Annotated in this window: 22 protein-coding genes; 8 read left to right on the top strand and 14 right to left on the bottom strand. The window is 73.1% G+C overall.

Features of this window, described 5'->3' with window-relative positions:
- Nucleotides 1-105: 105 nt before the first annotated feature.
- The 8 genes from AMK26_RS27045 to AMK26_RS27010 all read right to left on the bottom strand — a co-directional run bounded on the left by AMK26_RS27045 (nt 106) and on the right by AMK26_RS27010 (nt 10,690).
- Nucleotides 106-1,551, bottom strand: a complete 1,446-nt coding sequence (locus tag AMK26_RS27045) for an aldehyde dehydrogenase family protein (protein ID WP_073757378.1) — start codon at nt 1,549-1,551, stop codon at nt 106-108.
- The gene (locus AMK26_RS27040; protein ID WP_073757377.1) at nt 1,548-3,278 is read right to left on the bottom strand and encodes an N-acyl-D-amino-acid deacylase family protein; all 1,731 of its coding nucleotides are present in this window, start codon (nt 3,276-3,278) and stop codon (nt 1,548-1,550) included. The genes AMK26_RS27045 and AMK26_RS27040 overlap by 4 nt, the downstream gene beginning before the upstream one ends.
- A 323-nt stretch (nt 3,279-3,601) precedes the next feature.
- Nucleotides 3,602-4,726, bottom strand: coding sequence for an LLM class flavin-dependent oxidoreductase (locus AMK26_RS27035; protein WP_073757376.1), 1,125 nt, complete (start codon nt 4,724-4,726; stop codon nt 3,602-3,604).
- A 92-nt stretch (nt 4,727-4,818) separates the two neighbouring features.
- Nucleotides 4,819-5,580, bottom strand: a complete 762-nt coding sequence (locus AMK26_RS27030; RefSeq protein ID WP_073757375.1) for an SDR family NAD(P)-dependent oxidoreductase — start codon at nt 5,578-5,580, stop codon at nt 4,819-4,821.
- Between the two features lie 24 nt (nt 5,581-5,604).
- Complete coding sequence (locus AMK26_RS27025) at nt 5,605-6,525, bottom strand: LLM class F420-dependent oxidoreductase (protein ID WP_073757374.1); 921 nt, start codon at nt 6,523-6,525, stop codon at nt 5,605-5,607.
- Nucleotides 6,526-6,597: 72 nt separating this feature from the next.
- Entirely contained in the window at nt 6,598-7,011 is a 414-nt protein-coding gene (locus AMK26_RS27020; protein ID WP_073757373.1) for a PaaI family thioesterase, read from the bottom strand.
- A 1,826-nt stretch (nt 7,012-8,837) separates the two neighbouring features.
- Nucleotides 8,838-9,431 carry a pentapeptide repeat-containing protein gene (locus tag AMK26_RS27015; RefSeq protein WP_073757831.1) on the bottom strand — a complete coding sequence of 198 codons (594 nt, stop codon included), beginning with the start codon at nt 9,429-9,431 and terminating at the stop codon, nt 8,838-8,840.
- A 41-nt stretch (nt 9,432-9,472) separates the two neighbouring features.
- Nucleotides 9,473-10,690 (bottom strand): amidohydrolase family protein, encoded by a 1,218-nt coding sequence (locus tag AMK26_RS27010; RefSeq protein WP_073757372.1) that lies wholly within the window; start codon nt 10,688-10,690, stop codon nt 9,473-9,475.
- A 154-nt stretch (nt 10,691-10,844) separates the two neighbouring features.
- Between AMK26_RS27010 and AMK26_RS27005 the strand changes: the two genes are divergently transcribed.
- The 3 genes from AMK26_RS27005 (at nt 10,845) to AMK26_RS26995 (ending at nt 14,557) form a co-directional block, all read left to right on the top strand.
- Entirely contained in the window at nt 10,845-13,799 is a 2,955-nt protein-coding gene (locus AMK26_RS27005; RefSeq protein WP_073757371.1) for an AfsR/SARP family transcriptional regulator, read from the top strand.
- 210 nt (nt 13,800-14,009) lie between these two features.
- On the top strand, nt 14,010-14,279 hold the full coding sequence (locus tag AMK26_RS27000) for a hypothetical protein (RefSeq protein WP_073757370.1): 270 nt from the start codon (nt 14,010-14,012) through the stop codon (nt 14,277-14,279).
- A gap of 92 nt (nt 14,280-14,371) precedes the next feature.
- Nucleotides 14,372-14,557, top strand: coding sequence for a hypothetical protein (locus AMK26_RS26995; protein WP_073757369.1), 186 nt, complete (start codon nt 14,372-14,374; stop codon nt 14,555-14,557).
- Between the two features lie 65 nt (nt 14,558-14,622).
- Here the strand turns inward: AMK26_RS26995 and AMK26_RS26990 are convergent, their stop codons facing one another.
- A complete protein-coding gene (locus tag AMK26_RS26990) occupies nt 14,623-16,182 on the bottom strand; it encodes a FadD3 family acyl-CoA ligase (protein WP_073757368.1) in 1,560 nt (519 codons plus the stop codon).
- Nucleotides 16,183-16,236: 54 nt separating this feature from the next.
- Between AMK26_RS26990 and AMK26_RS26985 the strand changes: the two genes are divergently transcribed.
- From AMK26_RS26985 to AMK26_RS26975, 3 genes are read left to right on the top strand one after another with little or no spacing between them, the layout of a single operon-like run.
- A complete protein-coding gene (locus AMK26_RS26985; RefSeq protein ID WP_073757367.1) occupies nt 16,237-17,388 on the top strand; it encodes a lipid-transfer protein in 1,152 nt (383 codons plus the stop codon).
- 1 nt (nt 17,389) lies between these two features.
- On the top strand, nt 17,390-17,809 hold the full coding sequence (locus tag AMK26_RS26980; RefSeq protein WP_073757366.1) for a Zn-ribbon domain-containing OB-fold protein: 420 nt from the start codon (nt 17,390-17,392) through the stop codon (nt 17,807-17,809).
- Entirely contained in the window at nt 17,806-18,573 is a 768-nt protein-coding gene (locus tag AMK26_RS26975) for an enoyl-CoA hydratase/isomerase family protein (RefSeq protein ID WP_073757365.1), read from the top strand. Before AMK26_RS26980 ends, AMK26_RS26975 begins: the two co-directional genes overlap by 4 nt.
- Nucleotides 18,574-18,588: 15 nt before the next feature.
- On the opposite strand, the gene AMK26_RS26970 is transcribed toward AMK26_RS26975, so the two are convergent.
- On the bottom strand, nt 18,589-19,086 hold the full coding sequence (locus AMK26_RS26970; protein WP_073757364.1) for a hypothetical protein: 498 nt from the start codon (nt 19,084-19,086) through the stop codon (nt 18,589-18,591).
- Between the two features lie 156 nt (nt 19,087-19,242).
- On the opposite strand from AMK26_RS26970, the gene AMK26_RS26965 reads away from it, so the two are divergent.
- Nucleotides 19,243-19,878 carry a hypothetical protein gene (locus AMK26_RS26965; RefSeq protein ID WP_073757363.1) on the top strand — a complete coding sequence of 212 codons (636 nt, stop codon included), beginning with the start codon at nt 19,243-19,245 and terminating at the stop codon, nt 19,876-19,878.
- Between the two features lie 417 nt (nt 19,879-20,295).
- On the opposite strand, the gene AMK26_RS26960 is transcribed toward AMK26_RS26965, so the two are convergent.
- Both AMK26_RS26960 and AMK26_RS26955 read right to left on the bottom strand, forming a co-directional pair.
- A complete protein-coding gene (locus tag AMK26_RS26960) occupies nt 20,296-22,752 on the bottom strand; it encodes an outer membrane protein assembly factor BamB family protein (protein ID WP_073757362.1) in 2,457 nt (818 codons plus the stop codon).
- A 137-nt stretch (nt 22,753-22,889) separates the two neighbouring features.
- On the bottom strand, nt 22,890-23,672 hold the full coding sequence (locus AMK26_RS26955; RefSeq protein WP_073757361.1) for a VOC family protein: 783 nt from the start codon (nt 23,670-23,672) through the stop codon (nt 22,890-22,892).
- 362 nt (nt 23,673-24,034) lie between these two features.
- Between AMK26_RS26955 and AMK26_RS26950 the strand changes: the two genes are divergently transcribed.
- Nucleotides 24,035-24,682, top strand: coding sequence for a TetR family transcriptional regulator (locus AMK26_RS26950; protein ID WP_073757360.1), 648 nt, complete (start codon nt 24,035-24,037; stop codon nt 24,680-24,682).
- Between the two features lie 216 nt (nt 24,683-24,898).
- On the opposite strand, the gene AMK26_RS26945 is transcribed toward AMK26_RS26950, so the two are convergent.
- Complete coding sequence (locus AMK26_RS26945) at nt 24,899-25,387, bottom strand: nitroreductase family deazaflavin-dependent oxidoreductase (protein ID WP_073757359.1); 489 nt, start codon at nt 25,385-25,387, stop codon at nt 24,899-24,901.
- Complete coding sequence (locus AMK26_RS26940; RefSeq protein ID WP_073757358.1) at nt 25,384-26,541, bottom strand: acyl-CoA dehydrogenase family protein; 1,158 nt, start codon at nt 26,539-26,541, stop codon at nt 25,384-25,386. Before AMK26_RS26940 ends, AMK26_RS26945 begins: the two co-directional genes overlap by 4 nt.
- Between the last annotated feature and the right edge of the window lie 48 nt (nt 26,542-26,589).

Here is a 26,589-nt window from a genome sequence, read left to right as displayed (position 1 = left end):
CCCCGACCGACACCGACCGATTGGTAGGTGAAAACCGCACCGTCCGCTATGCGGGAACCGCAGCTGTGTCCGAATTGCCCGTTTCTAAATTTTCCTGCGCTGTTTTCAGCCAGGCCACACGAGCGCCTGCAGCTCGCTGTACGCGTGCAGCGCGTACGAACCACAATCCCGCCCCACACCGCTCTTCTTGAAGCCGCCGAACGGCGCCTCCAGGTTGCGGCCGACCGTGTTCACCCCGACCCCGCCGGCCCGCAACCGGCCCGCCACACGGAAAGCACGGGCCACATCACCCGACCACACGTAGTCGATCAGGCCGTAGTCGCTGTCATTGGCCAGCGCGACGCCCTCCTCCTCGTCGTCGAACGGCACCACCACCACGACCGGCCCGAAGATCTCCTCCCGCACCACCCGCATGTCGCCCGCGCAGTCCACCAGGAGCGCCGGGGCGACGTAGAAGCCCTTCCCGTACCCCGGCGGCGACCCGTGCCTGATGACACGGGCCCCCTCCTCCCGCCCCAGCTCCACGTACCCCTCCACCCGGTCACGGTGCGCGGCCGAGATCACCGGCCCGACCACGGTCCCGGCATCGGCCGGATCCCCGACCCGCAGCCGGCCCAGGTAACCGGTCAGCAGCTCCACCAGCCGCCCGTACACCCCGCGCTGCGCCAGCACCCGCGTCGGAGCCGTACAGATCTGGCCGCTGTAGAACGAGAAGGTGGTACCGATGCCCCGCACGGCCGCGTCCAGGTCGGCGTCGTCGAACACGAGCGCCGCGCCCTTCCCGCCCAGCTCCATCAGTTGCCGCTTGACCTCCCGCCCGCACACCTCGCCGATGCGCCGCCCCACCGCCGTGGAGCCGGTGAAACTCACCATGTCCACATCCGGCGAGCCCACCACCGCCTCCCCCACTTCCGCCCCCGCCCCCGTGACGACGTTGACGACCCCCGGCGGCACCCCGGCCTCCTCCAGCGCCCGCGCCATCGCGTACACCGACAGCGGATCCTGCGGGGCGGGCTTGACCACCACGGTGTTGCCCATCGCCAGCGCCGGGGCGACCTTGCCCGCCGGATTGGCCCACGGGTTGTTGTACGAGGTGATGCACGCGACCACGCCCACGGGACGCCGCACCGCGACCGCCCCGAGCACACCGGCCGGCCCCATCGGGCCCGCCGCGCTGATCTGCGGCGGCAGGGGCTGCTCCACCGGCTCCAGGGCGCCCTTGGCGTACCGCCGGAACCGCGCCGACGCCACGGCGACCTGCAGGGCGCGCGCCGTACCGGTCGTCGCACCGCTCTCGGCCCGCGCCAGCCGCGCGTGCGCCTCCGCGTCACGCGCGATGACCTCCGCCGCCCGGTCCAGAAGGGCGGCCCGCTCCTCCGGCCGCGTCCGCGACCAGCTCCCGAACGCCTCCTTCGCCGCCGCGGCCGCCTCCTGCACCTGGCGAAGACTCGCCTCGGGGGCGAGGCCGACGGCCTCCTCCGTGGCGGGGTCGACCACCTCGTAATGCCCGCCCTCGGGCTCCACCCACTCACCGCCGATGAAGAGCCTCACCTCGTCGGCACCGTCCTCGTGTCCCGCCCCGAGCGCAGCACCCTGCCCGGCACCGCACCGGTGACCTCGTCGTCCCGCACCGTCTCGACGCCGTTGACCCGCACCGACACGATCCCGACCGCCCGCGAGTCCAGCCGCGGGCTGTCCCCGGGCAGGTCGTGCACCAGCGTCGCGGGCCCGGCGTCGATCCGCGCCGGATCGAACAGCACCAGATCCGCGTGGTACCCCTCCGCGACCCGCCCCCGCTCCCGCAGCCCGAAGAGCCGCGCCGGATCGTCACTGAGCATCCTCACCGCCCGCTCCAGCGCCACCAGCTTCCGCCCCCGCAGGCAGTCACCGAGGAACCTCGTCGTGTACGGAGCCCCGCACATCCGGTCCAGGTGGGCGCCCGCGTCGGAGCCGCCGAGCAGGACGTCCTCGTGCTCCCAGGTCTCCCGGCGCAGCGCCCACGACGCCGGATCGTTGTCGGGCGGCATGGGCCACAGAACCGTACGCAGCCGGTCACGCGCACAGATCTCCACCAGACACTCGAACGGATCCTGCCCCCTCTCCGCCGCGACCTCCCGCACCACCCTCCCCGTCAGCCCCGCGTTCTCCGGGCTGTACGTGTCGCCGATGACGTACCGCCCGAAGTCGGCGAGGCGCCGGAAGACGCCGGCCTCCTTGGAATCGGCGCGCCGCAGCATCTCCGCCCGCACCGCGGGGTCCCTGAGCCTGCCGATCCGCTCGTCCACGGGCAGCCCCAGGACCTCCCCCCACCCGGGAATCAGGTTGAGCGCGCAGAAGCTGCCCAACGACATGTTCATCGGCGTCAGGATGGGCATCGTCAGCGCCACGACCCGCCCACCCGCCTTGCGGGCCCGCTCGCTCGCCACCAGCTGCCTGGGCACCCGCTCGGGAACGGCCGCGTCGACGGTGAGGACGTTCCAGTTCAGGGGCCGCCCCGCGGCGACGCTCATCTCCACCAGCAGGTCGATCTCGTCATCCGCGAACTGGTCCAGGCACCCCGCCACGATCGCCTCGATCTGCGTCCCCTCGTGCTCACCGACGGCCCCGCACAACGCCAGCAGCTCCTCGGGCCCGGCGTGCCGGGACGCCACGGGCCGCCCGTCCCCGTCCGAGTGGGTGGACGACTGGGTGGTGGACAGCCCCCAGGCACCCGCGTCCATCGCCTCGCGCAGCAACCGCACCATCGCGTCCAGCTGCCCGGCCGTCGGCGAGCCGCCCACCGCCTCCGCCCCCATCACATACCGTCGCAGGGCGCAGTGCCCGACCATGAACCCGGCGTTCACGGCGATACGCCCCTCCAGGGCGTCCAGGTACTCGCCGAAGCCGCGCCAGCTCCAGTCGACGCCCTCCTCCAGGGCCTTGAGGGCCATCCCCTCCACCTTGGACATCATCCGGCGCGTGTAGTCGGCGTCCTCGGGCCGCAGCGGCGCCAGCGTGAACCCGCAGTTCCCTCCCACCACCGTGGTGACCCCATGGCTCATCGACGGCGTGGCGTACGGGTCCCAGAACAGCTGGGCGTCGTAGTGGGTGTGCGGGTCGACGAACCCGGGCGCGAGGACCAGCCCTTCGGCGTCCTCACTGGTCCTGGCGCTCTCGGTGAGCGTGCCGGGCTCGGCGACGGCGGCGATGCGCCCGTCCCGTATCCCCACGTCGGCCCTGCGCGCCGGGGCGCCGGTTCCGTCGACGAGGTCGGCGCCCTTGATCAGATGGTCCAGCATGACGTCCCCTTCTCGCTGCGTCGCGTGCGCCCCGGCCGGGGGGCGCCGCGGCCGGCCGCGGCCGCGCGCCCCCCGACCGGGACCTGCCACGGAACGGCCGGCCCGGGATGCCGCCGCCCCGCGTCTGTCGGGGCTCCGCCCCGAGCCCCGTTCCCGCCCCGCACCCGGCGTCCGGCCGGGACGGGGCCGTGCAGGGTCGCCCCCGCACCCCCGGCAGGCCACCGCCCCGCACCGCCGCCCACGCCCCGCACCGCCGCGCACCGCACCGCCCCGCCCCGCCCCGGGAGGAACCGGGAAGGGGCGCCTCGAACCGGACCGCACGGTCAGGCGGCGGCCTGGCGGAAGCGGGTCGTGCGGTGGACCGGGTCCGTGTCGATCGCGGGGATCACGTGCTCCCCGATCAGCCGGATCGTCGTCATCGTGTCCTCGTACGACACCCCGATCGGCAGCCCGAACGACAGCTGGTCCGCCCCTGCCCGCTCCCACCGCCGGCACTGCGCCAGCACTTCCTCCGGGTCGCCGCAGATCATCAGCTCCTCCGCGATGAGCAGCTCGATGATCTCCTCGGTGTACTCGGGCAGCAGCTCGGGCCACTCCGGCACCCCTTCCGGCCGGGGAAACGTGTCGTGGTACCGGAACAGCAGCGACTGCAGGTAGTTGAGCCCGCCGCCCACCGCGATCTCGACCGCCTTCGCGTGCGTCTCCGCGCAGATGGCGGTCGACGTCACCATCACGTTGTCGTTGACGTACGCCCCGACCGGCTCCGCCCCCTCCACCGCCGTCTTGTACGAGTCGACGACCCACTCCATGTCGGAGACCTTCTGCACGCTGAAGCCGAGCACGCCCAGCCCCTTCTTCCCCGCCATGGCGTACGAGGACGGCGACCCGGCCGCGTACCACATGGCCGGGTGCGCGGGCCCGTACGGCTTGGGCAGGACCTTCCTCGGCGGCAGCGACCAGTGCTTGCCCTGGAACCCCTCGTACTCGTCCTGGAGCCACATCTTGGGGAACTCGGCGATGGTCTCTTCCCAGATCTCCTTGGTGTGGTTCATGTCGGTGATGCCCGGCAGGAACCCGAGGATCTCGTGCGACCCGGCCCCGCGCCCGGACCCGAACTCGAAGCGGCCGCCCGAGAGGTGGTCGAGCATGGCGACCTTCTCGGCGACCTTGACCGGATGGTTGACCGGGGCCAGCGGGTTGAAGATCCCGGATCCCAGGTGGATCCGCTCCGTGGCGTGCGCGAGGTACCCCAGGTACACGTCGTTGGCCGACAGGTGCGAGTACTCCTCCAGGAAGTGGTGCTCCGAGGCCCAGGCGTATTTGAACCCGGACTTGTCCGCCTGGATGACGTACTCCGTCTCCTCCATCAGCGCCTTGTGCTCTGCTTCCGGGTCGGCCTGGGCCCGCTTGGCCGGCACGTATCCCTGTACAAAGAGCCCGAATTCCAAGGGGTCACCATCCCTCTGTATCTGACGCACCGTCAGCTCACGACAGTCGACTGTTCCACCACACCCCCGGCCCGTCAATAACTAACGATCCGTCAGAAGACATTGACCCCCGCCAGCCACCCCCCGTCGATGACGAACGGCTGCCCGGTGATGTACGCGGAGTCGCCGCAGCTCAGGAAGAGCGCGAGCGTCGCCACCTCCTCCGGCCGCCCGGCCCGCCCCAGCGGCACCAGCTTGCTGTACAGCTCGTCGAGCGCGCCGGGGTCGGCGCCTTCGGGCCGGGTCATCGGGGTGTCCACGGCGCCCGGGCACACGGCGTTGACCCGGATACCCTTCCCCGCCAGCTCCACCGCCGCGACCCGGGTCAGCCCGAGGACGGCGTGCTTGGTGGCGGCGTAGGCACCGACGTACGCCATCCCCGTCAGGGCCGTGTACGAGGCGGTGTTGACGATCGTGCCCCCGCCCGCGGCCTCGATCTCGGGCGCCACACTCCGTATCCCGAGGAAGCACCCGACCTGATTGACCCGGACGACGTCCATGAACTCCTCCAGCGGCGTGGAGACGAGCTCGTTGAAGCGCAGCACGCCCGCGTTGTTCACCAGCCCGTCGATCTTGCCGAACACCCCTTTCCCCGCCCCGACGGCGGCGGCCCAGTCGTCCTCGCTCCCCACGTCCAGATGGACGTAGAGCGCCCGCTCCTCCCCCAGCTCCTTCGCGAGCGCGTACCCCTGCGCGTCCAGCACGTCCGCCAGGACGACCCGGGCGCCCTCCGCCACGAAGAGGCGGGCCTCCTGCTCGCCCTGTCCGCGCGCCGCGCCCGTGATGAGCACGACGCGCCCGTCCAGCTTCCCCATTCCGGCCTCCCTGCCGTCCCGGCCTCAGCCCAGCAGGGGCGCCACCTCCGCGGCGAACGCCCCCATCTGGTCCGTCAGCTCCGTACGGCTCCGGGACCGGAACCGCACCTGTATCTGGTCCACGCCCATCGCCCCGTACGCGCGCAGCGACTCGGCGAGCGCGTCGGGCTTTCCGCTGAGGGTGCGCCGCCCGACGTCCCACGGGGCGTCGCCGACGTACAGCGCCTCGGTGATCGCGCCGATGACGACGGGCTCCTCGATCCCGGCCTCCTCGCGCAGCCGCCGCAGCGTCCCGATCTGCGCGGGCAGCCGGTCGCGGGGGTCACCCTGCGGCAGCCACCCGTCGCCCTTGAGCGCGGCGCGCCGCACCGCGGCGGGCGAGGACCCGCCGACCCACACCGGCACGCGCTCCTGCGCCGGGCGGGGCCGCTGCCCGAGCCCCTCGAAGGAGAACCGCTCCCCCGCGAACCTCGGGTACTCCTCCGGCCCCAGCGCCGCCTTCAGCGCGTCCACCGCCTCGTCCAGAACCGCTCCCCGCCGCGCGAAGTCCACCCCCAGGGCCTCGAACTCCTCCCGTACATGCCCGGCCCCGACGCCCAGCACCACCCGCCCGCCACTCAAATGGTCAAGAGTGGCGTACGCCTTGGCGGTGACGAGCGGGTGCCGCAGCCCCACGACCGCCACATGGCTCAGCAGCCGTACGTGCCGGGTGACGGCGGCGACGTACGCGAGGGTGGCGACGGTGTCGTACCAGACGGTGCTCATCGCCCCGGCGAGCCGCCGCGGTATGGCCACGTGGTCACAGCAGGCGAGGTACGCGAACCCGCACCGGTCGGCGACCCGGGCGACCTCGGCCAGGTCCTCCGGGCCGGCGCCCGCCTCCCAGGGCTCGGCGTAGAGGGTGCTCTGTGACTGGACCGGCAGTTGCATCCCGTACGAGACCATGACCCACCCCGATATCTGACGTTGCGTCAGCTCATCGTGGCGCCTGACGCCCCATCGAACAAGGGCTGCGGCTCACCCCAGCAACGCGTACACGGTCGAGGCCCGCGCCGCCGGCTCCGCCTCTCCCTCCGCCGTCATGGCGACCTCGGCGAACGCCATCCGCCTGCCCAGCTTGGTGATCCGCGCCTCCACCGGCACGTCGGAGCCGGTCACCGCCCGCATGAAGCTCGTTGACTGCTGAACCGTGGTCATGGGCACGAAAGCCCCGCGCGCCGAGGACACCGCGATCACGGTGGCCGTATCGGCCGCCGCCATCAGGGCCTGCCCCGACAGTCCGCCCCCTTCCCGCGCCAGCCGTTCGTCCCACGGCAACCGCAACACGGCATGCGCCTCACCCGCCTCCACGACGGACAGGCCGAGCTCCAGCACCCAGGGCGCGAAGTTGTCGGCGAGGATCTTTTCGGCTTGCGCGGCTGAAAGAGTCATGAGTCCGATGTTCCCGCCGCCCCCTGGGCGAACCCAGCGGCAACGCGGCCGTGCGAGTGCCCCGGCTCCAGGTTCTGGGGCGAGCCGTCCGGTCATGGTTGCCGTTCCGGGCCGCCCTCCCTCCCGAGAGTCGCGGGCTCCGGCACCCTGTCAAGGGCGCTTCGCGTCGGCTTCGCCGATGGGCTTCGCCCACCCTTGACAGGCCACCTCCGCCCGCGCGTTTTCTCTCGGAGGGCGGCCCCGGGGAGCGGGCATCCCGGGGGGCCCACCGCTGCGCCGGGGTTCGTTGCCGAGCCGACCCGGCCGGAGCAGGCGCGGCAGAGGAATGGGGGGCTCGCTCTCGACTCAGCGGCTGGCCGCCGTCTGTCGGCCGGGGTACAAGACCTCGCTCCGGTGAGTGATGGGTGCGCGGCAGTGGTGTGGGGCTTCTGGGCTGGGTTCGGCGACTGCCGGGTGGGTGAGGGGTTGGGGTTCAGGCAGGTGGCTGGGGTGGGTTCGGGGCTGGGGCGGGTGGAGCCGAGCGGCCGTGGTGCTCTCAGGCGCCGCAGGGGTCACACCGGCAACAGGGTCGGGGAGTTGTGGGCGGTGTGGGACACCTCCCTGGGGTGGGTGTCGGGTCTTTGGGTGTCTCATCCCGCCCACAACTCCGGTGCGGCGGTACGGGTGTGGCTGGAGGGGGCGAAGAGGTCAGTCGGTGGGGCGTGCGGGGCCACTGAGCGGGGGCCGGGCTGGGAAGGGCGGGGGCGTCGGGGTGGCTGCTGCGGGCGGGGGCTGACTGCGCCGCCCGGCCCCCGCGCCCGGGGCCGCGCACCGATCGGCGGGGCCGGGGGGCGGGGCCGGGGCTCGGCCGGGCATGCGGTCGGGCATCGTGCCGGTCCGGAGAGCTGCGCCGCTGCCCCCCTGCTGCCCCCGCCTGTCCTCACCCGCACCGCCCGCCTCACGGGAACGCCCCACCTGCCCCCTCCGCCACACCGGCATCTGGGCAGGCGAGTTGTGGGCGGTGTGGGACACCCAGGGGCCCGGCGACCACGGCAGGGAGGTGTCCCATCCCGCCCACAACTCCGGTGAGCCGACACGGCTGTGACTGGAGCGACGATCCCCCCGGCTCCCGGCCGGACAGGGCAACACCCGGGCCCAGCCCCGCACCCACCCCAGCCACCTGCCTGAACCCCAACCCCCCACCCGCCCGCAGTCGCCGAGCCGACCCCGGATGCCCCATTGCACTGGGGCGCACCCATCACCGGCAGGAGCGAGGTCCTGTACCGCAACCCACAGACGGCGGCCCGCCGCTTAGCCGAGCCGCGCCGCCCCATTCCTCTGCCGCGCCCCCTGCGGCATCCGCCTCCCGGCCACGAACGGCACGGGGAAAGGGGCGCCCCTCCTGGGCCCGTTCCCCCGGGCCGCCCTCCGAGTGGGAAAAGGCGGGCGGAGGCGGCCGGTCAAGGGTGGCCGTAGGCCATCGGCGAAGCCGACGCGAAGCGCCCTTGACGGGACGCCGGAGCCCGCCACACTCGGAGAGAGGGCGGCCCACACGCCCACCATGAACAGCACGCCCACCCCGACGAGCCAAGCTCAGCGGAGGCGACTGCACCGCCCTCACGGGCTGACCGATTCGCCACGCTTCACCGCGAGTTCGACCCACACCGCCTTACCCGGACCGCCTTACCCACACCGCCTTACCCACACCGCGCCGGCGCGGCGACCAGCGGGAGGCCCCGCCGCTGGACGCGTCGCCCTCCGGCAGGGCCGGCAGCGGGCATACGGCCGAGGCGGCGTGGACCTCGATGCCGAAGCCCGACGGGCACCGGCCGGAAACGACGTCAGGCTCAGCCCACCTCGTACCCCAGCGCCGTCGCGATGACCGCCGCCTGCTCCAGGTCGATCCTGGCGCCCGCCGCCTCGACCGTCCTCGGGTCCAGTGACGACAGGTCGCTGCCCCGGAGGTCCGCGCCCTTGAGCCTGGCGCCGTGGAGCAGCGCGCCGGACAGGTCGCAGCGTATGAGGCTCGCGCCCTCCAGGCGGGTGCCGGTCAGATCGGCCTCCCGGAGGCGGACCCCGTCGAAGCCGGCCTTGCGCAGATCGGCGCCCCTGAGGTCGGCGAAGGACCAGTCGCCTCCCGTGGCCTCCAGCAGCCCGAACGTCGACTGCTCGAAGCGGCTGCCGACGAGCTTGCACTGCTCGAAACGCGTGTCGAAGAAGCCGCACTTGCGGAAGGAACAGTTGGTGAACGCGGCACCTATGTGACGCGAGGCGTTGAACCGCACCCCCGAGAACGTGCACGCGTCGAAGACCGCCCCCTCGTTCGCGACCTCCGTCCAGTCGGTGTCGTAGAAGGTGCAGCCCGTGTACGTCGTCCCGGGGCCCAGCTCCCGGGCGTACCAGTCCTCGTCCCGGACCACGGCATCGCGTTCGTTCACCATGTGGTCCAGTGAACAGCCCGGCACTGACAACGGCGCGCCGGTCACGGCCGCCACAGGCCGTCCTCCGTCAGGCCCAGCAGCTCGATCGCGTTGCCGCGCACGATCCGCTCGACCACGTCCGGCGCCAGGTGGCCCATCTGGGCCTCGCCGACCTCGCGGGACTTCGGCCACGTGGAGTCGGAGTGCGGATAGTCCGTCTCGTACAGGACGTTCCCGACGCCGATCGCGTCCAGGTTCCGCAGCCCGAAGGCGTCGTCGAAGAAGCAGCCGTACACGTGCTCGGCGAACACTTCCGAGGGCGGGCGCAGCACCTTGTCGGCGACGCCGCCCCAGCCGCGGTTCTCCTCCCACACCACGTCGGCCCGCTCCAGGATGTAGGGGATCCAGCCGATCTGCCCCTCCGCGTACATGATCCGCACACCGGGGAAGCGCTCCAGCTTGCCGCTCATCAGCCAGTCGGTCATCGAGAAGCAGCAGTTGGCGAAGGTGATGGTGGAGCCGACGGCCGGTGGGGCGTCCGCCGAGGTCGAGGGCATCTTCGACGAGGAGCCGATGTGCATGGCGATGACCGTGCCGGTCTCGTCGCACGCCGCGAGGAAGGGGTCCCAGGCGTCGGTGTGGATGGACGGCAGCCCCAGGTGCGGGGGTATCTCGGAGAAGGCGACGGCCCGTACGCCCCGGGCGGCGTTGCGGCGCACCTCCGCCGCGGCGAGCTCGGGGTCCCACAGCGGGATGAGGGTGAGCGGGATGAGCCGGCCCTGGGCCTCGGGCCCGCACCACTCCTCCACCATCCAGTCGTTGTACGCCCGTACGCCGAGCAGGCCCAGCTCGCGGTCGGCGGCCTCGGTGAAGGTCTGGCCGCAGAAGCGCGGGAAGGTGGGGAAGCAGAGCGCGGACTGGACGTGGTTGACGTCCATGTCGGCGAGGCGGTCGGGGACGCTGTACGAGCCGGGTCGCATCTGTTCGTACGTGATCACTTCCAGCCGTATCTCGTCGCGGTCGTAGCCGACGGCGGTGTCCAGGCGGGTGAGGGGGCGGTGGAGGTCCTCGTACACCCACCAGTCGCCGATGGGCCCCTCGTCGCCCTTCTCGCCCATGACCGGGGCGAACTTCCCGCCCAGGAAGGTCATGTCCTTCAGCGGCGCACGGACGATGCGCGGCCCGGTGTCCCGGTACTTCGACGGGAGCCGGTCCCGCCAGACGTGCGGCGGCTCCACCGTGTGGTCGTCCACCGAGATGATCTTCGGGAAGGTCTCCATGCACAGCACGGTAGCGCCGAACTGACGGCCCGTCAGGTCCCTGCGTGGCAGATCGTGTCACGACCTTGTGCAGAGCGTCACCCACTGCTGACGCATACGCCATCGACAAGGCAGACTGTCGACGGCGAAACCAGCGGTACGGGCAGGGGGAGCTATGGACCGTGAAGACGGGCCGCGAGTGCCGGAGCAGCGCGCCCCGCACCAGGGCGGGGGCGCTGTGGGCGACCTGCGCTTCGGCGTACTCGGCCCGGTACGCGCGTGGCTCGACGGCGAAGCCCTGCCCTCCGGGTCGCCGCAGCAGCGGGCCCTGCTCGCCGCGCTGCTGCTGCGCGACGGGCGCACGGCGACGGCCCCCGAGCTGATCGACGCCATCTGGGGCGACGAACCGCCCTCACAGGCCCTCGCGGCGGTACGGACGTACGCCTCCCGGCTGCGCAAGGTCCTCCCGCCGGGCGTCCTGGTCAGCGAATCGGGCGGCTACGCGATCCGGGGCCGCGCCGACGCCCTGGACCTCAACGTCGCGCAGGAGCTGGCCGCCGAGGCCGAGAAGGCACGGGCGGGCGGCGACCGCAACCAGGCCCGGGTGCTGATCGACAAGTCGCTGGGCCTGTGGGACGGCGAGCCCCTCGCGTCCGTACCCGGCCCGTACGCCGAGACGCAGCGCGCCCGCCTGGAGGAGTGGCGGCTCCAGCTGCTGGAGACCCGGCTCGACCTGGACCTGGAGAGCGGGCACCACGCGGAGGCGGTGTCCGAGCTGACCGCCCTGACCGCCGCGCACCCGCTGCGCGAGCGGCTGCGGGAGCTGCTGATGCTGGCGCTGTACCGCAGCGGGCGGCAGGCGGAGGCGCTCGCCGTGTACGCCGACACGCGCCGCCTCCTCGCCGACGAGCTGGGCGTCGACCCGCGCCCCGAGCTGGCGCGGCTCCAGCAGCGCATCCTCCGGGCCGACGAGGAGCTGGCGCGGCCGGTGGAGGAGCCGGCCCCCGCGCCCGCCGTGTCCCGGCCCGCCCAGTTGCCGGCGACGGTGGCCGACTTCACGGGCCGCGCGGCCTTCGTGGCCGAACTGGGCGACCGGCTGGCCACCGCCGAGGGCTCGGTGATGGCCGTGTCGGCACTCGCGGGCATCGGCGGGGTCGGCAAGACGACACTCGCGGTGCACGTCGCGCACGCCGCGCGCCCGCGCTTCCCGGACGGGCAGCTGTACGTGGACCTCCAGGGCGCGGGCGCGCGGGCCGCGGAGCCCGAGACCGTCCTGGGCGCCTTCCTCCGGGCGCTGGGCACCCACGACTCGGCCATCCCCGACACCCTCGACGAGCGCGCCGCCCTCTACCGCTCGACGCTCGCGGGGCGGCGGGTGCTGGTCCTGCTGGACAACGCGCGGGACGCCGCCCAGGTACGGCCGCTGCTGCCGGGTACGGAGGGGTGCGCGGCCCTCGTCACCAGCCGCGTCCGGATGGTCGACCTCGCCGGCGCCCACCTCGTCGACCTCGACGTGATGTCACCGGAGGAGGCGCTCCAGCTCTTCACCAAGATCGTGGGCGCCGAGCGGGTCCAGGCGGAACGGGAAGCGGCCCTGGACGTCGTCGCGGCCTGCGGTTTCCTCCCTCTCGCGATCCGTATCGCCGCCTCCCGGCTGGCGGCGCGCCGCACCTGGACGGTCGCGGTCCTCGCGGCCAAGCTCGCCGACGAACGCCGCCGCCTGGACGAGCTCCAGGCCGGCGACCTCGCCGTCAAGGCCACCTTCGAACTCGGCTACGGCCAGCTGGAGCCCGCCCAGGCCCGCGCGTTCCGCCTGCTGGGCCTCGCCGACGGCCCCGACATCTCCCTCGCCGCCGCGGCGGCCGTGCTCGACCTGCCCCTCCACGACGCCGAAGACCTCCTGGAGTCCCTGGTCGACACCTCCCTCCTCGAATCCGCCGCCCCCGGCCGCTACCGCTACCACGACCTGGTCCGCCTCTACGCCCGCGCCTGCGCCGCCCGCGACGAACAGCCCCCCTCGGAACGCGACCTGGCCCTCTCCCGCCTCCTGGACTTCTACCTGTCGACGGCGGCCCGGGTGTACGCGATCGAACGCCCCGGCGACCGCCTGGTGGACCACCTGGAGGCCACCACGTACGAGGGCCTGACCTTCACCGACCGCCACGCCGCCCTCGACTGGCTGTACACGGAGGCGAACTGCCTCCTGGCGTGCGCGCGGCAGTCGACGAACGGCGACAGGCTCCGGCGGGCCGTGGACCTGCTGTGGGCGGCGAAGGACCTCGCCGAGTCGGGCGCGAACTCCAAGCAGTACGAATCGGCGGCGATGGTGGCGCGCGACGCCGCTCGCGCCGCCGGCGACACGCACGCCGAAGGCCGCGCCTGGACGACGCTCACCAGTGTGCATCTGGCGGCGGGACGTTACCGCGAGGCGGACGAGGACGCGCGCAACGCCAGAACGCTGGCAGGGCAAGCACGGGACATCGCCCCCCTCTCCTGGGCCGACAACGACCGCGGAATCATCGCCCTGGTCGAGGGCAGGCTCACCGAAGCCGAAGAGCACCTGCTCAACGCGCTGGAGAACTCCCGCCTGGACCACAACCTCCCGGGCGAGGCCAACGTCCTGTGCAACCTTTCCCGCGTCTCCCTGCTCATGGGCCGGCCGGCCGGCCGCGCCATAGAGCTGGCACAACAGGGCATCGACATCTACGACCGCATGGGGCTGGCGCTGCGCCTCGCCAACGGGCGCTACGCGCTGGGCATCGCCCTCACCCACGCGGGGCGCTCGTCCGACGCCCTGGAACAGTTCGCCCAGGCTCTGCACATCTTCGGCAAGAACCGCCAGAGGCTCTGGGAGGGGACGACGCACTTCCGCATCGCGGAGGCCCAACTCCAGTCCAGGCGGCCGGCCCGCGCGGCACAACACGCCGAGCAGGCTCTCGCCCTCGGCTGCATCGGTGGCGACCGCACACGGGGCAACGCTCTGACCGTGCTGGGGAAGGCACTGGACGTTCTGCGTCAGCCGGACCGGGCCCGAGCCTGCTGGCGGGAGGCGCTCACCCTCTACGAGCCGCTCGACGCCCCGGAAGCGGACGAGGTGCGACGCCTGTTGACGCCGATGGCGGCGGCCTGAGGCGGGTTGGTCTGCGCGTTCAGCATTCGTTTATGCCACCCCGGCACTCTCTTTCTCAACGGCCCGTCGCATCGGGGGGTAGGCGGGTCGCCAGGGGCTCATCGCTATGGTGAGCAGTCCGCAGACGCCTGTTCGGCGACCCTCGGGGGAGTTGCCGAACAGGCGTCACCGTCTACCGCCGCAGCGACGGCGACAGGGGAGTTGACGAGGATGAGCGACGCCGAGAAGCACGAAGAGATCACGACCATGGCGGACAACCACGCGCCCGTCCCGCCCAAGGACACCCTCACCACCATGGCGGACAACCACGCGCCGGCCCCGCCGAAGGACGGCATCACCACCCTGGCGGACAACCACGCACCCGCCCCGCCCAAGGACGGCATCACCACCCTGGCGGACAACCACGCACCCGCCCCGCCCAAGGACGGCATCACCACGCTCGCGGACAACCACGCGCCCCTCCCGCCCGCGAAGCTCTAGGACTCACATCCCGACGGGGTGCGGCCGCGGCGGCGCGGAGGGGGAGCCGCCGCGGCCGCGGCATGCGCGTCACGTACTGCCGAGGAGTTGGCATGATCCGTACCACTCGCCTGCTGGCCATGGCCTTCGTCGCCGCCGCCGTCGCCGGAGTCTCGACGACCGCGCACGCCGCGACGGGCCGCGACCGGGACAGGCCCACCGCGTCGCAGAGCGTGTACGTCACCGGCGGCCCCACCACGCTGAGCGACAACCACGCGCCCATCGGCCCGCGCGACTAGGCCGCCGCCAAGGGGTGCCGGACCGAGCCGGTCCGGCACCCCTCCGGCGTTCAGGCGGCGTACGCTCACCCCGCCGCCCGCGCCCGCAGCTCGCCCTTCACCACCTTCCCGCTCGCGTTCCGCGGCAGCTCCGCCACGAACTCGACCTGGCGCGGCACCTTGTAGTTGGCCATCTCGCGCCGCGCCCAGGCGATCAGGTCGTCGGCCGTCAGGGTGGAGCCAGGGCGGCGGACCGCGTAGGCCTTGGCGACCTCGCCGAGGCGGGCGTCCGGGACGCCGATGACGGCCACGTCCACCAGCTCGGGGTGGACGGCGAGGAGCTGCTCGATCTCGGCGGGGTAGGCGTTGAAGCCGCCCACGATGAACATGTCCTTGATCCGGTCGGTGATGCGGAGGTTGCCGGCCGCGTCCAGGGCGCCCACGTCGCCGGTGTGGAGCCAGCCGTCCTCGTCCAGGACGCGGGCGGTCTCCGCCGGGTCCTCGAAGTAGCCGGTCATCACGTTGTGGCCACGCACCAGGACCTCGCCCGTCTCGTCGACGCGCACCTCCGTGCCGGGAATCGGGCGGCCCGAGGTGGCGGCGATCGTCTCGACCGGGTCGCCGCGGCGGCACATCGTGACGATGCCGCTCGCCTCGGACAGGCCGTACGCCGTGAGGACGGTCGCCACCCCCAGCTCGCCACGGAGCCGCTCCACCAGCCGCAACGGCACCACCGCCGCGCCCGTCACCACCAGCCGCAGCGACGACAGGTCGTGCGACGACCGGGCCGGGTGGTCCAGCAGGGACTGCAGGAGCGTGGGCGGGCCCGGCAGGACCGAGACGCGTTCCGCCGCGATGTTCGCCAGGACCGTCTCGACGCCGAACACCGGCTGCGGCACCATCACCGCCCCCCTCATCAGGCACGCGATGATCCCGGCCTTGTAGCCGAAGGTGTGGAAGAAGGGGTTCACGATCAGGTACCGGTCGCCCTCCTCCAGCCCCGCCAGGTCCGCCCACGTCTCGTAGCACCGCAGCGTCTGCGCGTGGGTGATCACCGCGCCCTTGGGGCGGCCCGTCGTCCCGGACGTGAAGATGATGTCCGAGGGGCACCCCCCGTCGAGGGACTCCGCCCGCGCGCGGACCTCCGCCGGCGTCACCCCGTCCCCGCCCGCCAGGAAGTCCTTCCACGTACGGAAGTCCTCCGGCGCACTGTCCGCCAGCACCACCACCTGCTCCAGGTGCGGCAGCACGATCCCCGTCCGCCGCAGCGACGCCACGTACGACGCGCCCAGGAACGTACCGGTGATGAACAGCAGCTTCGTACGGCTGCGCTCCAGGACGTACGCCGCCTCCGCGCCCTTGAAGCGGGTGTTCAGCGGCACCAGCACACCGCCCGCCGTCACCGCGCCGAGGGCGGAGACGATCCAGTCGAGGGTGTTGGGCGCCCACACCGCCACCCGGTCGCCCGGCTCCACGCCCGCCGCCATGCACGCCGCCGCCGCCCGCTCCACGCGCTCGCCCAGCTCGGCGTACGTGACCCGGTTGCGGCCCTCCACGACCGCCTCGCGTGTCCCGTACCGCTCCGCCGCCGACCGCACCAGCCTCGGGATCGAGCCCCATTCCAGGTCCCCGCGTCGTCCGCGCATCTCCCACCCTCCCTCTAGCTGACTACCCGTCAGATTAGCGCTACGGTGGCGCCCATGACAGGTGCGCTCAAGGACACGACGGCCATCGTCGGGATCGGGCAAACACCCTTCGCCAAGCAACTCGCCGACACCGAGAAGACACTGGCGTGCCGCGCCATCGTCGACGCCCTCGCCGACGCCGGCATCGCCCCCTCCGAGGTCGACGCCTTCGCCTCGTACACCATGGAGGAGACCGACGAGGTCGAGGTCGCGAAGTCCATCGGCGCGGGCGACGTCACCTTCTTCTCCAAGGTGGGGTACGGGGGCGGCGGCTCATGCGCCACCGTCGCCCACCTCGCCGCCGCCATCGCCACCGGCCAGGCGACCGTCGGCGTCGCCTGGCGGTCACGCAAACGCGGCTCCGGGCCCCGGCCCTGGACGAACACGCACGCCCAACTGCCCACCCCCGCCCAATGGACCCGCCCCTACGGCCTCCTCCGCCCCGCCGACGAGATCGGCATGCTCGCCCGCCGCTACATGCACGAGTACGGCGCCACCCGCGACCACCTCTTCAACGTCGCCCTCGCCTGCCGCAACCGCGCCAACCAGAACCCCGCCGCGATCATGTACGAACGGCCCCTGACCCGCGAGATGTACATGACCTCCCGCTGGATCAGCGAACCGCTCTGCCTCTTCGACAACTGCCTGGAGACCGACGGCGCCCTCGCCTGCGTGATCGTCTCCGCCGAACGCGCCCGCGACTGCCGCCACCCACCCGTCTACGTCCACTCCGCCGCCCAGGGCCTGCCCGCCCAGCACCACGGCATGGTCAACTACTGGAACGACGACCCCCTCACCGGCCCCGCCTGGACCGCCGCCCGGCACCTGTGGAAACAGGCCGACTTCGGCCCCCAGGACGTCGACGTCGCCCAGATATACGACGCGTTCACGCCCCTCATCCCGCTCTCCCTGGAGGGGTACGGCTTCTGCGGGCGCGGCGAAGGGGCCGCCTTCACCGAGGACGGGGCCCTGGAGACCGGCGGACGGCTGCCCATCAACACCGGCGGCGGCGGGCTCAGCGAGGCGTACGTCCACGGCTTCAACCTCATCACCGAGGGCGTGAAGCAGCTGCGCGGCACCAGCACCGCCCAGGTTCCCGACGCCACGACATGCCTGGTCACCGCCGGCGAAGGCGTCCCCACCTCCGCCATCCTCCTCAGGAGTTGAAATGCTCGAACCCGTCATCGACGAGGACGGCGCCCCCTTCTGGGAGTACGCCGCCCGGGGCGAGCTGCGCGTCCAGGCGTGCGCCGACTGCGGCGAGCCGCGCTTCCCGCCCCGTCCCTGCTGCCCGCACTGCCAGTCCTTCGACAGCGAGTGGCGCCCGATGAGCGGACGCGGGCGCATCTGGTCGTACGTGATCCCCCATCCGCCCCTCCTGCCCGCGTACGCCGCCCTCGCCCCGCGCTACAACGTCGCCGTCATCGAGCTCGCCGACGCCCCGCGCATCCGGCTCGTCGGCAACGTCGTCGCCGCGCCCGGCGCCCCCATCGACTCGGTCGACCCGGCGCGGCTGCGCATCGGGGCGGCCGTGCGGGTGGCGTTCGACGGCGACGGCATGCCCCGCTGGGTGCTGGAGCGGTCATGACCGTCACCGTCGAGGCGGACCAGGGCGTCGCGATCGTCACCCTCGACCGACCCGCCAAGCACAACGCCATCGACCTCGACACGGCCTCCCGACTTGCCACCGTCTGGCGGCAGTTGCGGTACGACGACGGGGTCCGGGCCGTGGTCCTCACCGGCGCCGGCGGCCGGGCCTTCTGCACGGGCATCGACCGGACGGCGGCCGTACCCCAGCCCCCCTCCCCGTACAGCATCGACGACCCGCTCCTCACCATCGGCCCCAAGGCCAACGACCTGTGGTTGCCCGTGATCGCGGCCGTGGAGGGGATGGCCTGCGGCGGGGCGTTCTACCTGCTCGGCGAGTGCGAGTTCGTCGTCGCGGCGCACGACGCGACCTTCTTCGACCCCCATACGGCGTACGGCATGGTCAGCGCGTACGAGGCGGTCCTCATGGCGCAGCGCATGCCGTACGGGGAGGTGGCCCGGATGTCCCTGATGGGTACGGCCGAACGGGTGTCGGCGCGGCGGGCGTACGAGACCGGCCTGGTGTCCGAGCTGACGGAGCCGGGCGGCGCGGTGGCGGCGGCGCGCCGGGCGGCGGCCGTCATCGCCTCGTACCCCACCGAGGCCGTGCAGGGCACGGTACGGGCGGTGTGGGCGGCCCGGGAGGCGGCCAGGACGCACGCGCTCGCCCAGGCCCCGCACCTCATCGCGCTCGGCAACCTGCCGCCGGAGCGGCAGGCCGCGCTGTTCGAGGGGCGGGGCCGGGCGGCGTACCGCCTCCGGTGAGGCGGGCCGGGTCCGTCAGAGGGCGGTCTTCGTCGCGGTGCCGACGACGCACTCCTTGTACTCGCTGCCGTCACCCGTGCCGGTGTACGTGGTCGTGGCCTCGGCCTGCTGCGAGGCACCGGCCTTGACGGTCAGCCCGGTCACGTTGGCGGACGTGGTGGCGGCGGAGGCCCCGCGGAACTTCATGGTGATGTTGTACGTGTAGTCCGACGAGCCGCTGTTGGTGACGGTGAGCCGGGCGACGAGGTTCTTGCCCGCGTCGTCCATCCGGCACTCGTCGATCGCGATGTCACGCGCGGCCTTGTCGCTGCTGCCGGAACCACCGGGGACGGAGACGCCGCCCGAGCCGCCGCTGGAGCTGTCACCCGTGGTGCTGCCACTGGAGCTGCTGCTGTCAGAGCTGTGGCTGCTGCCGCTGTTACTGCTGCAACCGCCGCCGGAGCCACGTGCTCCCGTGAGCGCGACGATGGCGATGCCGAAGACGGCGACAGCGCGGACATGGCGGAGCTTCACGTTCAACCCCCGTTGAAAGTGTGAGTGGTGGAGCCCGATCTTGACGGGCTCACGTCACCCTAGCAGCGCTCGGGACCGCCCCCGTCCCGCCGTGTGGCGCCCCTCCAGGGGCAGGCGTAGCGTCGTGATCGAGAGCCCGACCCAGGGAGGCCGACGATGGTCCGAAACGTCATCGGCTCGATCCTCGCTCTCGTCGGAGCGGCGGCCGCCGTCTGGAGCCCCTTCCGTGCCTGGTACGACGGCCGTCACGGACGCGACTACCGCATCGCCGACCTGTTCAGCGGGATCAGCGAGAGCAAAGCGGATCTCTGGATTTCCATCTTGCTGCCGTTCGCCTTCGCAGCGCTGGTGACGCTGGTGGGGCTGCTGCTGCGGTCCCGGCTGCTGGTCGTCCTCGCGGGGCTGATCGTGCTGGGCTTCACCATCCTGTGGATGATCCGCCAGGGGCAGGCCGCCGGCAGCCTGAGCGTCGAGTCCGACGGCTCGGGCCTCGGCCCGGGCGTCGCCCTCGCGGCGGGCGGCGGAGTGCTCCTGCTGCTGGCCGCCGTGCTGATGAGCGGACGGAGACGGGCGTACGAGCCCTACGAACCGGACGAACCGCACAGGCACACCTGGGGACGCGGCCACGGACGCCGGCGCCGCGGGCGCGGTGAGCCCGACCGGCACGAGGAGGAGCCGTACGGGCAGCAGCCCCACACGGACGACACCCGGACCGCCGAGTACCCCCGGTACGACGACCGCCCGGGCGACGGCTACGGCCCCGGCGAGCCCGGCCCCCCACACCGCGGCTGACGCCCACGCACCCGGCGTCCGGCCGAAGGGGCCGTGCAGGGTCGCCCCCCCACACCCCGGTCGCCCCCGACCGCCCCGGCCCCCCACACCGCGGCTGACGCCCTCGCACCCGGCGTCCGGCCGGAGGGGCCGTGCAGGGTCGCCCCCGCAGAGGCCGGCGGCAACTGTTGGGCTCCCCACCTGGAGAGCCCAAGGCCGCCGGCCTCGAGGAGGTGAGCCCGGAGGGGCCCCGGACCCACCCACCTCGGGTGGCCGCCCGACCCACCGACCCGCACCCGGCGTCACCGGGAACAGGCACCGCCCCGGACCCACCCACCGCCGGTGGCCGCACCACGACTGACGCCCGCCGCGCCGCAGCCGCAGGCGCAGCCGCAGCCGCAGCCGCAGCCGCAGCCGCAGCCGCAGGCGCAGGCGCAGCTAACGCCCGCTGCCGCTGCCGCTGCGCCCCGTCGCCGTGCCCTTCACCGCGTCGAGCGCGTACACGCAGCGGTCCTTGCTGCACGCGTAGACGACGCCCGCCCGGGCGACCAGCGAGCCGGTGATCTCGCCGCCCGTGGTGAGCTTCCAGCGCAGCTGGCCGCCGCTCGCGTCCAGCGTGTACAGCACATGATCCGCCGAGCCGAAGTGGAGGCGGCCGTCCGCGACGACCGGGGCGCCGATGATCGGGCCGCCGGCCGGGAACCGCCACTTCGGGGTGCCGGTCACCGCGTCCAGGGTGTACACCGCGCTTCCGCTGCCCACGTGGATGTTGCCGTCGGCGACGAGGACCGGCTCGCTGGAGTGGCGGGACTCGGTGGCGATGCGCCAGCGGTCCTTGCCGGTCGTGGCGTCGAGGGCGTACACCGTGCCCAGGTAGTCCGCGAGGTACACCCCGCCACCCGTGACGGCCGGACCGGGCGCGAAGGCGGGCGGCGAGAGGAAGACCGCCGGGGCCTCGAAGTGCCAGCGGACGTGGCCGGACCTGATGTCGATGGAGATCACGCGGGTGCCGGCGGCGACGTACACATAGCCGTCCTCCGCCGGGGCGACCCGCACGGGCACGCCGCCGCAGGAGGCGGCGTCGCCGATCGGGTACGACCAGCGTTCCGTGCCGGTGCGCGCGTCGAGGGCCTGGAGCCGGGCGTTCCGCCAGACGTACACGGTGTCGTCGAACAGCGCGGGCCCGGCGTCCGGGGTCTCGAAGTCGGTCTGCGCTCCGCTGATCTCCCACAGTTTCTCGCCGTTGGAGGCCTCCCAGCCCTGGACGCCGCCGCCGCGCGTACCGGTGACGACGGTGCCACGGTCGACCTTGAGGGAGTACGCCCAGGCATCCGTCTGGAGCCGCCACCGCTCGCTGCCGTCGAGCGCGTCGAGCGCGTACAGCGTCGGGCCGTCGGAGGCGTGGATGCGGCCACCCGACACGGCCATCGTCCAGGCCACGTCCCGGGTCTTGAACTGGCGCCGGCCCGTGCCGACGTCCAGCGCGTGGACCTCGAAGGACGTGACGTACAGGAGGTCGCCCGAGACGACCGGGGTGCCCCACACGTCGTTGGACATCCGGAACCGCCACGGCCGCCAGTGCCCCGGGCCCGGGGGCTCCTGGGGGGCGGGCGGAACGGGCGCGGCGGGTCCCGGAACGGGGGGCGCCGCGGGGGGCGCGGGATGCGCGGGGTCGGCGCCGTTCGGGCCTACGGCGGGGCGGCGGATCCAGCCGGTGGCCGGCCCGGCGTCCACCGCGAGGGCGGCGCGGGTGTCGGCGACGCGCGGCCCGGGGCCGATCGGCACCGGCGCGCCGGGCAGCCGTACGGGGGCGGCGGGCGCCGCCTGTCCGGTACGGGGGTCACCGTTGCCGCCCCGCCAGGCGGCGTCCCAGTCCCGGCCGGGACCGCGCTCGGCGGCACCGCGCTCGGCGGGGCCAGGCTCGACGGGGCCGGGCACCGGCGCGGAGGGCGGGGCGGACGGCGGGGCGGACGGCGGCGCGGGAGGGGGCGGCGGAGTGCTGGGGCGGCCGCCCCGGCGCGCCTCGATCATCGCCGTCGCCCGGGCGGGCAGCCACGCCGACGCCGTACCGCTGTCGTCGCTCCCCGAGAACAGGTGCGGCGCCAGCTGCGCCTGAAGATCCGCGGGCGAGGGCCGCAGCCCCGCCTCCATCTGCATGCACGACTCGATCAGCGGCCGCAGCTCGTCCGGCAGCCCCTCCAGGTCCGGGCCCTCGCGCAGCAGCATGAAGACGGTCTCCACCGGGTTCGCCCCGTGGAAGGGCGCGTGCCCGGTCGCCGCGAACACGAGCGTGGAGCCGAGCGAGAAGACGTCGCTGGCGCCGGTCACGCTGCGCGAGTCCTTCGCCTGTTCGGGTGACATGTACGCGGGCGTGCCCACGGCGACGTTGGTCATCGTCAGCCGGGTGTTGGAGACGCCGGACGCGATGCCGAAGTCGATGACGCGCGGCCCGTCCTCCACGACGAGTACGTTCGACGGCTTGAGGTCACGGTGGACGAGACCCGCGCCGTGGATGGACTGGAGGGCCTCGGCGATACCGGCGGCGAGCCAGCGCACCGCCTGGGCGGGCAGCGGACCGCACTCCGTCACTATTTCCTCGAGCGAGGGCGCCGGGACGTACGCGGTCGCCAGCCACGGCACCGCCGCCCGCGGATCGGCGTCCACCACGGCCGCCGTGTAGAAGCCGGACACCGCCCGTGCGGCCTCCACCTCGCGCGTGAAGCGGACGCGGAACAGCTGGTCCTCGGCGAGCTCGGTCCGGACCGTCTTGATCGCCACGCGCCGCCCCGACGCCGATCGCGCGAGATAGACCAGGCCCATGCCTCCGGCACCGAGCCGGCCCAGCACCTCGAACGGGCCGATCCGTCTCGGGTCGTGCTGCGTGAGCTGCTCCACTTGCCTGCCACCTCCCCGTAGGGGCCATGAAAGTACGGCCCCGTCGCCCCCTGATTCTTCCTGTCCGGGGCGGTGGTTGCGAACCCGGGGGCGGATCGGGGTGTCTCACCCCGATCCGGACACCCTCACGGGTGCTCTCACGCCGCCTTGGGCTCCGCCAGGACGGCGAAGACGGCCCCCTGGTTGTCGGCGATCAGGGCGATCCTGCCGTACGGGGTGTCGAACGGCTCCTCGGTGACGCGGCCACCCAGCCGGGTGGCGAGGACGGCCGTGTCGTCGCAGTCCTCGACCGCGAAGTAGATGAGGAAGTGGGCGGGCATCTCGGCCGGGAATGCGTCGGTGATCACGCTTCGCCCGCCGATGGCCGTCTCGTCGCTCGCCTGCGTACCGGCGGGCGACCAGACGCGGAAGTCGATCGAGGCGTCGTCGAGGTCGCGTACCTGGAAGCCGAAGACGGTCTCGTAGAACGCGTCCACGGTGTCCTTGTCCCTCGTGTAGACCTCGGTCCAGCAGAAGGAGCCGGGTTCGCCCTGCTTCTCGAAGCCGGTGTGCTCGCCGGCCTCCCACAGGCCGAAGACGGCGCCGCCGGGGTCGGCGGCCTGGGCCATGGTGCCGAAGGAGCCGACCGGCATGGGGTCCATCACCATCTGGCCGCCCGTCTCCTGGATGCGGCGGGTGGTGGCGACGGCGTCGGGGGTGGAGAAGTAGACGCCCCAGACGGTGGGCATGCGGCCGTCCCGCTTGGGCGCGAGGCCGGCGACGCGTTTGCCGTCGCTGAAGGCGTTGGTGTAGTTGCCGTACGCCTCGCCGCCCTCGTCGAACGTCCAGCCGAAGAGCTCGCCGTAGAACCGTTTGCCGGCTTCGAGGTCGGGGAGCATCGCATCCGCCCAGCACGGCGTGCCCTCTGTGAATGCGGCCATGGACCTGATCCCTTTCCGTGTACGGGCGGGGCGTGTGGTGCCCGTCACAGTCACGCTAATGGCGCGAGGCGTCCGGCGCAGGAAAAATAATCGAACATGTGCGCAATTATCGGGTTATGGGACCGACCTGGGCCCCAGCCTGCTTGGGTTGTCCACCGAAGTTTTCCACAGGCTGTTAATAAGCCTATCGGGGAAGAGCACTCATCCCTCGGGGGTCCCGGAGGACCCGCCAGGATCCCAGGTGGCCGAAAGGTGCGGTACGGAACCGGCGGGGCCCGCCGGGAGGGGGCCGCGCCGGAGGGGGTGACCCCATTTGCAGTCGGCCGAATCGCGCGCCGATCACCCCTCGGTAAGCTGACGGCATGACAGGACAAGTACGCACCGTCGACGGCCGCGTGGCCGGTCGACGAGGACAGGCGACGCGGCAGAAGCTGCTCGACTGCCTCAGCGAGATGCTCAGCTCCTCGCCGTACCGGGACGTCAAAGTCATCGACGTGGCCCGGAAGGCGGGCACTTCCCCGGCGACGTTCTACCAGTACTTCCCGGACGTCGAGGGCGCGGTCCTCGAGATCGCGGAGGAAATGGCCAAAGAAGGCGCCGGGTTGACCGAACTCGTCGCCGGCCGCACCTGGGTCGGCAAGGCGGCCTGGCAGGCCTCGGAGGAACTGGTCGAGGGGTTCCTCGACTTCTGGCGCAAAAACGACGCCATCCTCCGCGTGGTCGACCTCGGGGCGGCGGAGGGCGACAAGCGGTTCTACAAGATCCGCATGAAGATCCTGAACTCCGTCACCAACTCCCTTACGGACGCGGTCAAGGAGCTCCAGTCCAAGAACAAGGTCGACAAGGACGTCAACCCGGCGGCGATGGCCGGCTCCCTGGTCGCGATGCTGGCGGCGGTCGCCTCGCACCAGAAGGGCTTCCAGACCTGGGGCGTCAAGCAGAACGAACTCAGGCCAAACCTGGCGCTGTTGGTCCACCTCGGCATCACGGGCAAGAAGCCGACGAAGTAACCCCTTCCCCATAACGTCCTGTCGCGCCGACGGTGGTCCACCCGACCGCCGTCGGCGTTCCCTTTCCGCCCCGTCACCCCCGCCCGGCCCCGCCTGCCCCGCCTGCCCCGTCACCCCCGCCCGGCCCCCGCCCGCCCCGGTCACCTCCGCCACGCCCGCCACCCCCGCCCGGCCCCGCCTGCCCCGTCACCCCCGCCCGGCCCCCGCCCGCCCCGCCTACCCCCGCCGCGTGAGGCGGAAGAGGCGGATCTCCCGGTCGATCCTCGCCTGGTACGCCGCGTACGGCGGCCAGAAGCGCAGCACCTTCGCCCACGCCGCCTCGCGGTCCTCGCCCTTCAGCAGCCGCGCGTGCACGGGGATCGTGCGCCCGCGCCAGACGACCTCCACGTCCGGGTGCTTCAGCAGGTTGCCCGTCCACGCGGGGTGGTCGGGCCGCCCGAAGTTGGAGCCGACCAGGACCCAGGTCGTCGCCGCCGGGTCCTCCGGCATGCAGGCCAGGGGCGTGCGGCGCTCCAGGCCGGAACGGGCGCCGCGCGAGACGAGGACCAGCGCCGGCAGCATCCGGGCGCTGAGCAGCACCTTCCCGCCGGTCAGCCGGTGGACCGCGCGGTCCAGCGCGGGGACGACGTACGGGGCGAGCTTCGCGAACGTACGGGTCGAGGACACCCGCTGCACCAGCCGCAGCGCCGGCGACGGGCCGGTCATCGGGCGAGCACCCCCGCCGCTTCGGCGGCGTGGCCGCGCAGCCGGTGGACCGGGCCGAACAGCAGCTCGTCGGCGGTGGCCCGCTTGAAGTACAGATGGGCCTCGTGCTCCCAGGTGAAGCCGATCCCGCCGTGCAGCTGGACGCCCTCGGCGGCGGCGGTGCGCAGCGCCTCCAGGCTCTGGGCGAGCGCCAGGCCCCCGGCGTCCGGGTCCCATGCCGCGTAGTACGCCGCCGAGCGCGCCGCCTGCACCCGTACGTACAGGTCGGCCAGCCGGTGCTTGACCGCCTGGAACGAGCCGATGGGCCGCCCGAACTGTTCCCGGACCCGTACGTACTCGACGGTCCGGTCCAGCACCTGGGCCGCCGCCCCGACCGCCTCGGCGGCGAGCACGGCGGCCGCCTCGCGCCCGGTCACGGCGAGCGCCCCCGGCACGTCTCCCCCACCATCGCCCAGCAACTCCGCCTCCACATCCCGCAGTTGCACGCGGGCGAGGGGCCGTGTCCCGTCCAGCGCCGCCAGCCGTACGCGTGCGAGGCCGGCCGCCTCCGCCCGTACGAGGAAGAGCAGCGTACGGGCGGCGGGGTAGCCGCCGGTGTGCGCGGCGACCAGCAGCAGGGCGGCGCTGTGCCCGTCCAGAACCTGCCCCACCTCCCCGTACAGCACCCATGAACCGTCGCCGCCCCGCCGCGCCTGCACGCCCCCGGCCCGCCCGCCCCCGGCCCACTCGCCGTCCCGGTTGTCGCCGGTCAGGGCCAGGGCGCGGGGCAGCGGCGCGGCGGCGAGCGTGGCGGTCAGGGCCCCGTCCGCGATGCGCGGCAGCAGCGCGGCCCGCTGCGCCCCGGTACCGAGGCGGGCGATCAGCGGGGCGGCGAGCACGGCGGTGGCGAGGAGCGGCGAGGGGGCGAGGGCCCGGCCGGTCTCCTCGCAGGCGAGGGCCAGCTCGGTGGTGCCGCAGCCGACGCCTCCGTACGCCTCGGGCAGCGCGAGCCCCGGCAGCCCGAGCCGCTGCGACAGCAGGGCCCACAGGGCGGGGTCGTATCCGGTATCGGTGTCGACGGCGGCGCGCACCTCCTCGCTGCCGCAGTGCTTGGTGAGCAGCTCGCGCAGGGTGCGGCGGATCTCGTCCTGTTCGGGGGTGAAGGCGGCGTCCATGGCGGGCCCCTCTCGTTTCTGACGGTGCGTCATATTAGGACCGGTCGC

The sequence above is a fragment of the Streptomyces sp. CB03234 genome (genome assembly GCF_001905885.1).
GTDB lineage: Bacteria > Actinomycetota > Actinomycetes > Streptomycetales > Streptomycetaceae > Streptomyces.
The sequence above is the reverse complement of the archived record's forward strand: the minus strand, read 5'-3'. Positions and strand labels throughout refer to the sequence as shown.

Bases quoted from the DNA above. Each gene is read 5' to 3' on its own strand.
- AMK26_RS27040 (WP_073757377.1), bottom strand. From the start codon at position 3,278: ATGCTGGACCATCTGATCAAGGGCGCCGACCTCGTCGACGGAACCGGC.
- AMK26_RS27030 (WP_073757375.1), bottom strand. From the start codon at position 5,580: ATGGGGAAGCTGGACGGGCGCGTCGTGCTCATCACGGGCGCGGCGCGC.
- AMK26_RS27025 (WP_073757374.1), bottom strand. From the start codon at position 6,525: ATGGTCTCGTACGGGATGCAACTGCCGGTCCAGTCACAGAGCACCCTC.
- AMK26_RS27020 (WP_073757373.1), bottom strand. From the start codon at position 7,011: ATGACTCTTTCAGCCGCGCAAGCCGAAAAGATCCTCGCCGACAACTTC.
- AMK26_RS27015 (WP_073757831.1), bottom strand. From the start codon at position 9,431: ATGGTGAACGAACGCGATGCCGTGGTCCGGGACGAGGACTGGTACGCC.
- AMK26_RS27010 (WP_073757372.1), bottom strand. From the start codon at position 10,690: ATGGAGACCTTCCCGAAGATCATCTCGGTGGACGACCACACGGTGGAG.
- AMK26_RS27005 (WP_073757371.1), top strand. From the start codon at position 10,845: ATGGACCGTGAAGACGGGCCGCGAGTGCCGGAGCAGCGCGCCCCGCAC.
- AMK26_RS27000 (WP_073757370.1), top strand. From the start codon at position 14,010: ATGAGCGACGCCGAGAAGCACGAAGAGATCACGACCATGGCGGACAAC.
- AMK26_RS26995 (WP_073757369.1), top strand. From the start codon at position 14,372: ATGATCCGTACCACTCGCCTGCTGGCCATGGCCTTCGTCGCCGCCGCC.
- AMK26_RS26990 (WP_073757368.1), bottom strand. From the start codon at position 16,182: ATGCGCGGACGACGCGGGGACCTGGAATGGGGCTCGATCCCGAGGCTG.
- AMK26_RS26985 (WP_073757367.1), top strand. From the start codon at position 16,237: ATGACAGGTGCGCTCAAGGACACGACGGCCATCGTCGGGATCGGGCAA.
- AMK26_RS26980 (WP_073757366.1), top strand. From the start codon at position 17,390: ATGCTCGAACCCGTCATCGACGAGGACGGCGCCCCCTTCTGGGAGTAC.
- AMK26_RS26975 (WP_073757365.1), top strand. From the start codon at position 17,806: ATGACCGTCACCGTCGAGGCGGACCAGGGCGTCGCGATCGTCACCCTC.
- AMK26_RS26965 (WP_073757363.1), top strand. From the start codon at position 19,243: ATGGTCCGAAACGTCATCGGCTCGATCCTCGCTCTCGTCGGAGCGGCG.
- AMK26_RS26955 (WP_073757361.1), bottom strand. From the start codon at position 23,672: ATGGCCGCATTCACAGAGGGCACGCCGTGCTGGGCGGATGCGATGCTC.
- AMK26_RS26950 (WP_073757360.1), top strand. From the start codon at position 24,035: ATGACAGGACAAGTACGCACCGTCGACGGCCGCGTGGCCGGTCGACGA.
- AMK26_RS26945 (WP_073757359.1), bottom strand. From the start codon at position 25,387: ATGACCGGCCCGTCGCCGGCGCTGCGGCTGGTGCAGCGGGTGTCCTCG.
- AMK26_RS26940 (WP_073757358.1), bottom strand. From the start codon at position 26,541: ATGGACGCCGCCTTCACCCCCGAACAGGACGAGATCCGCCGCACCCTG.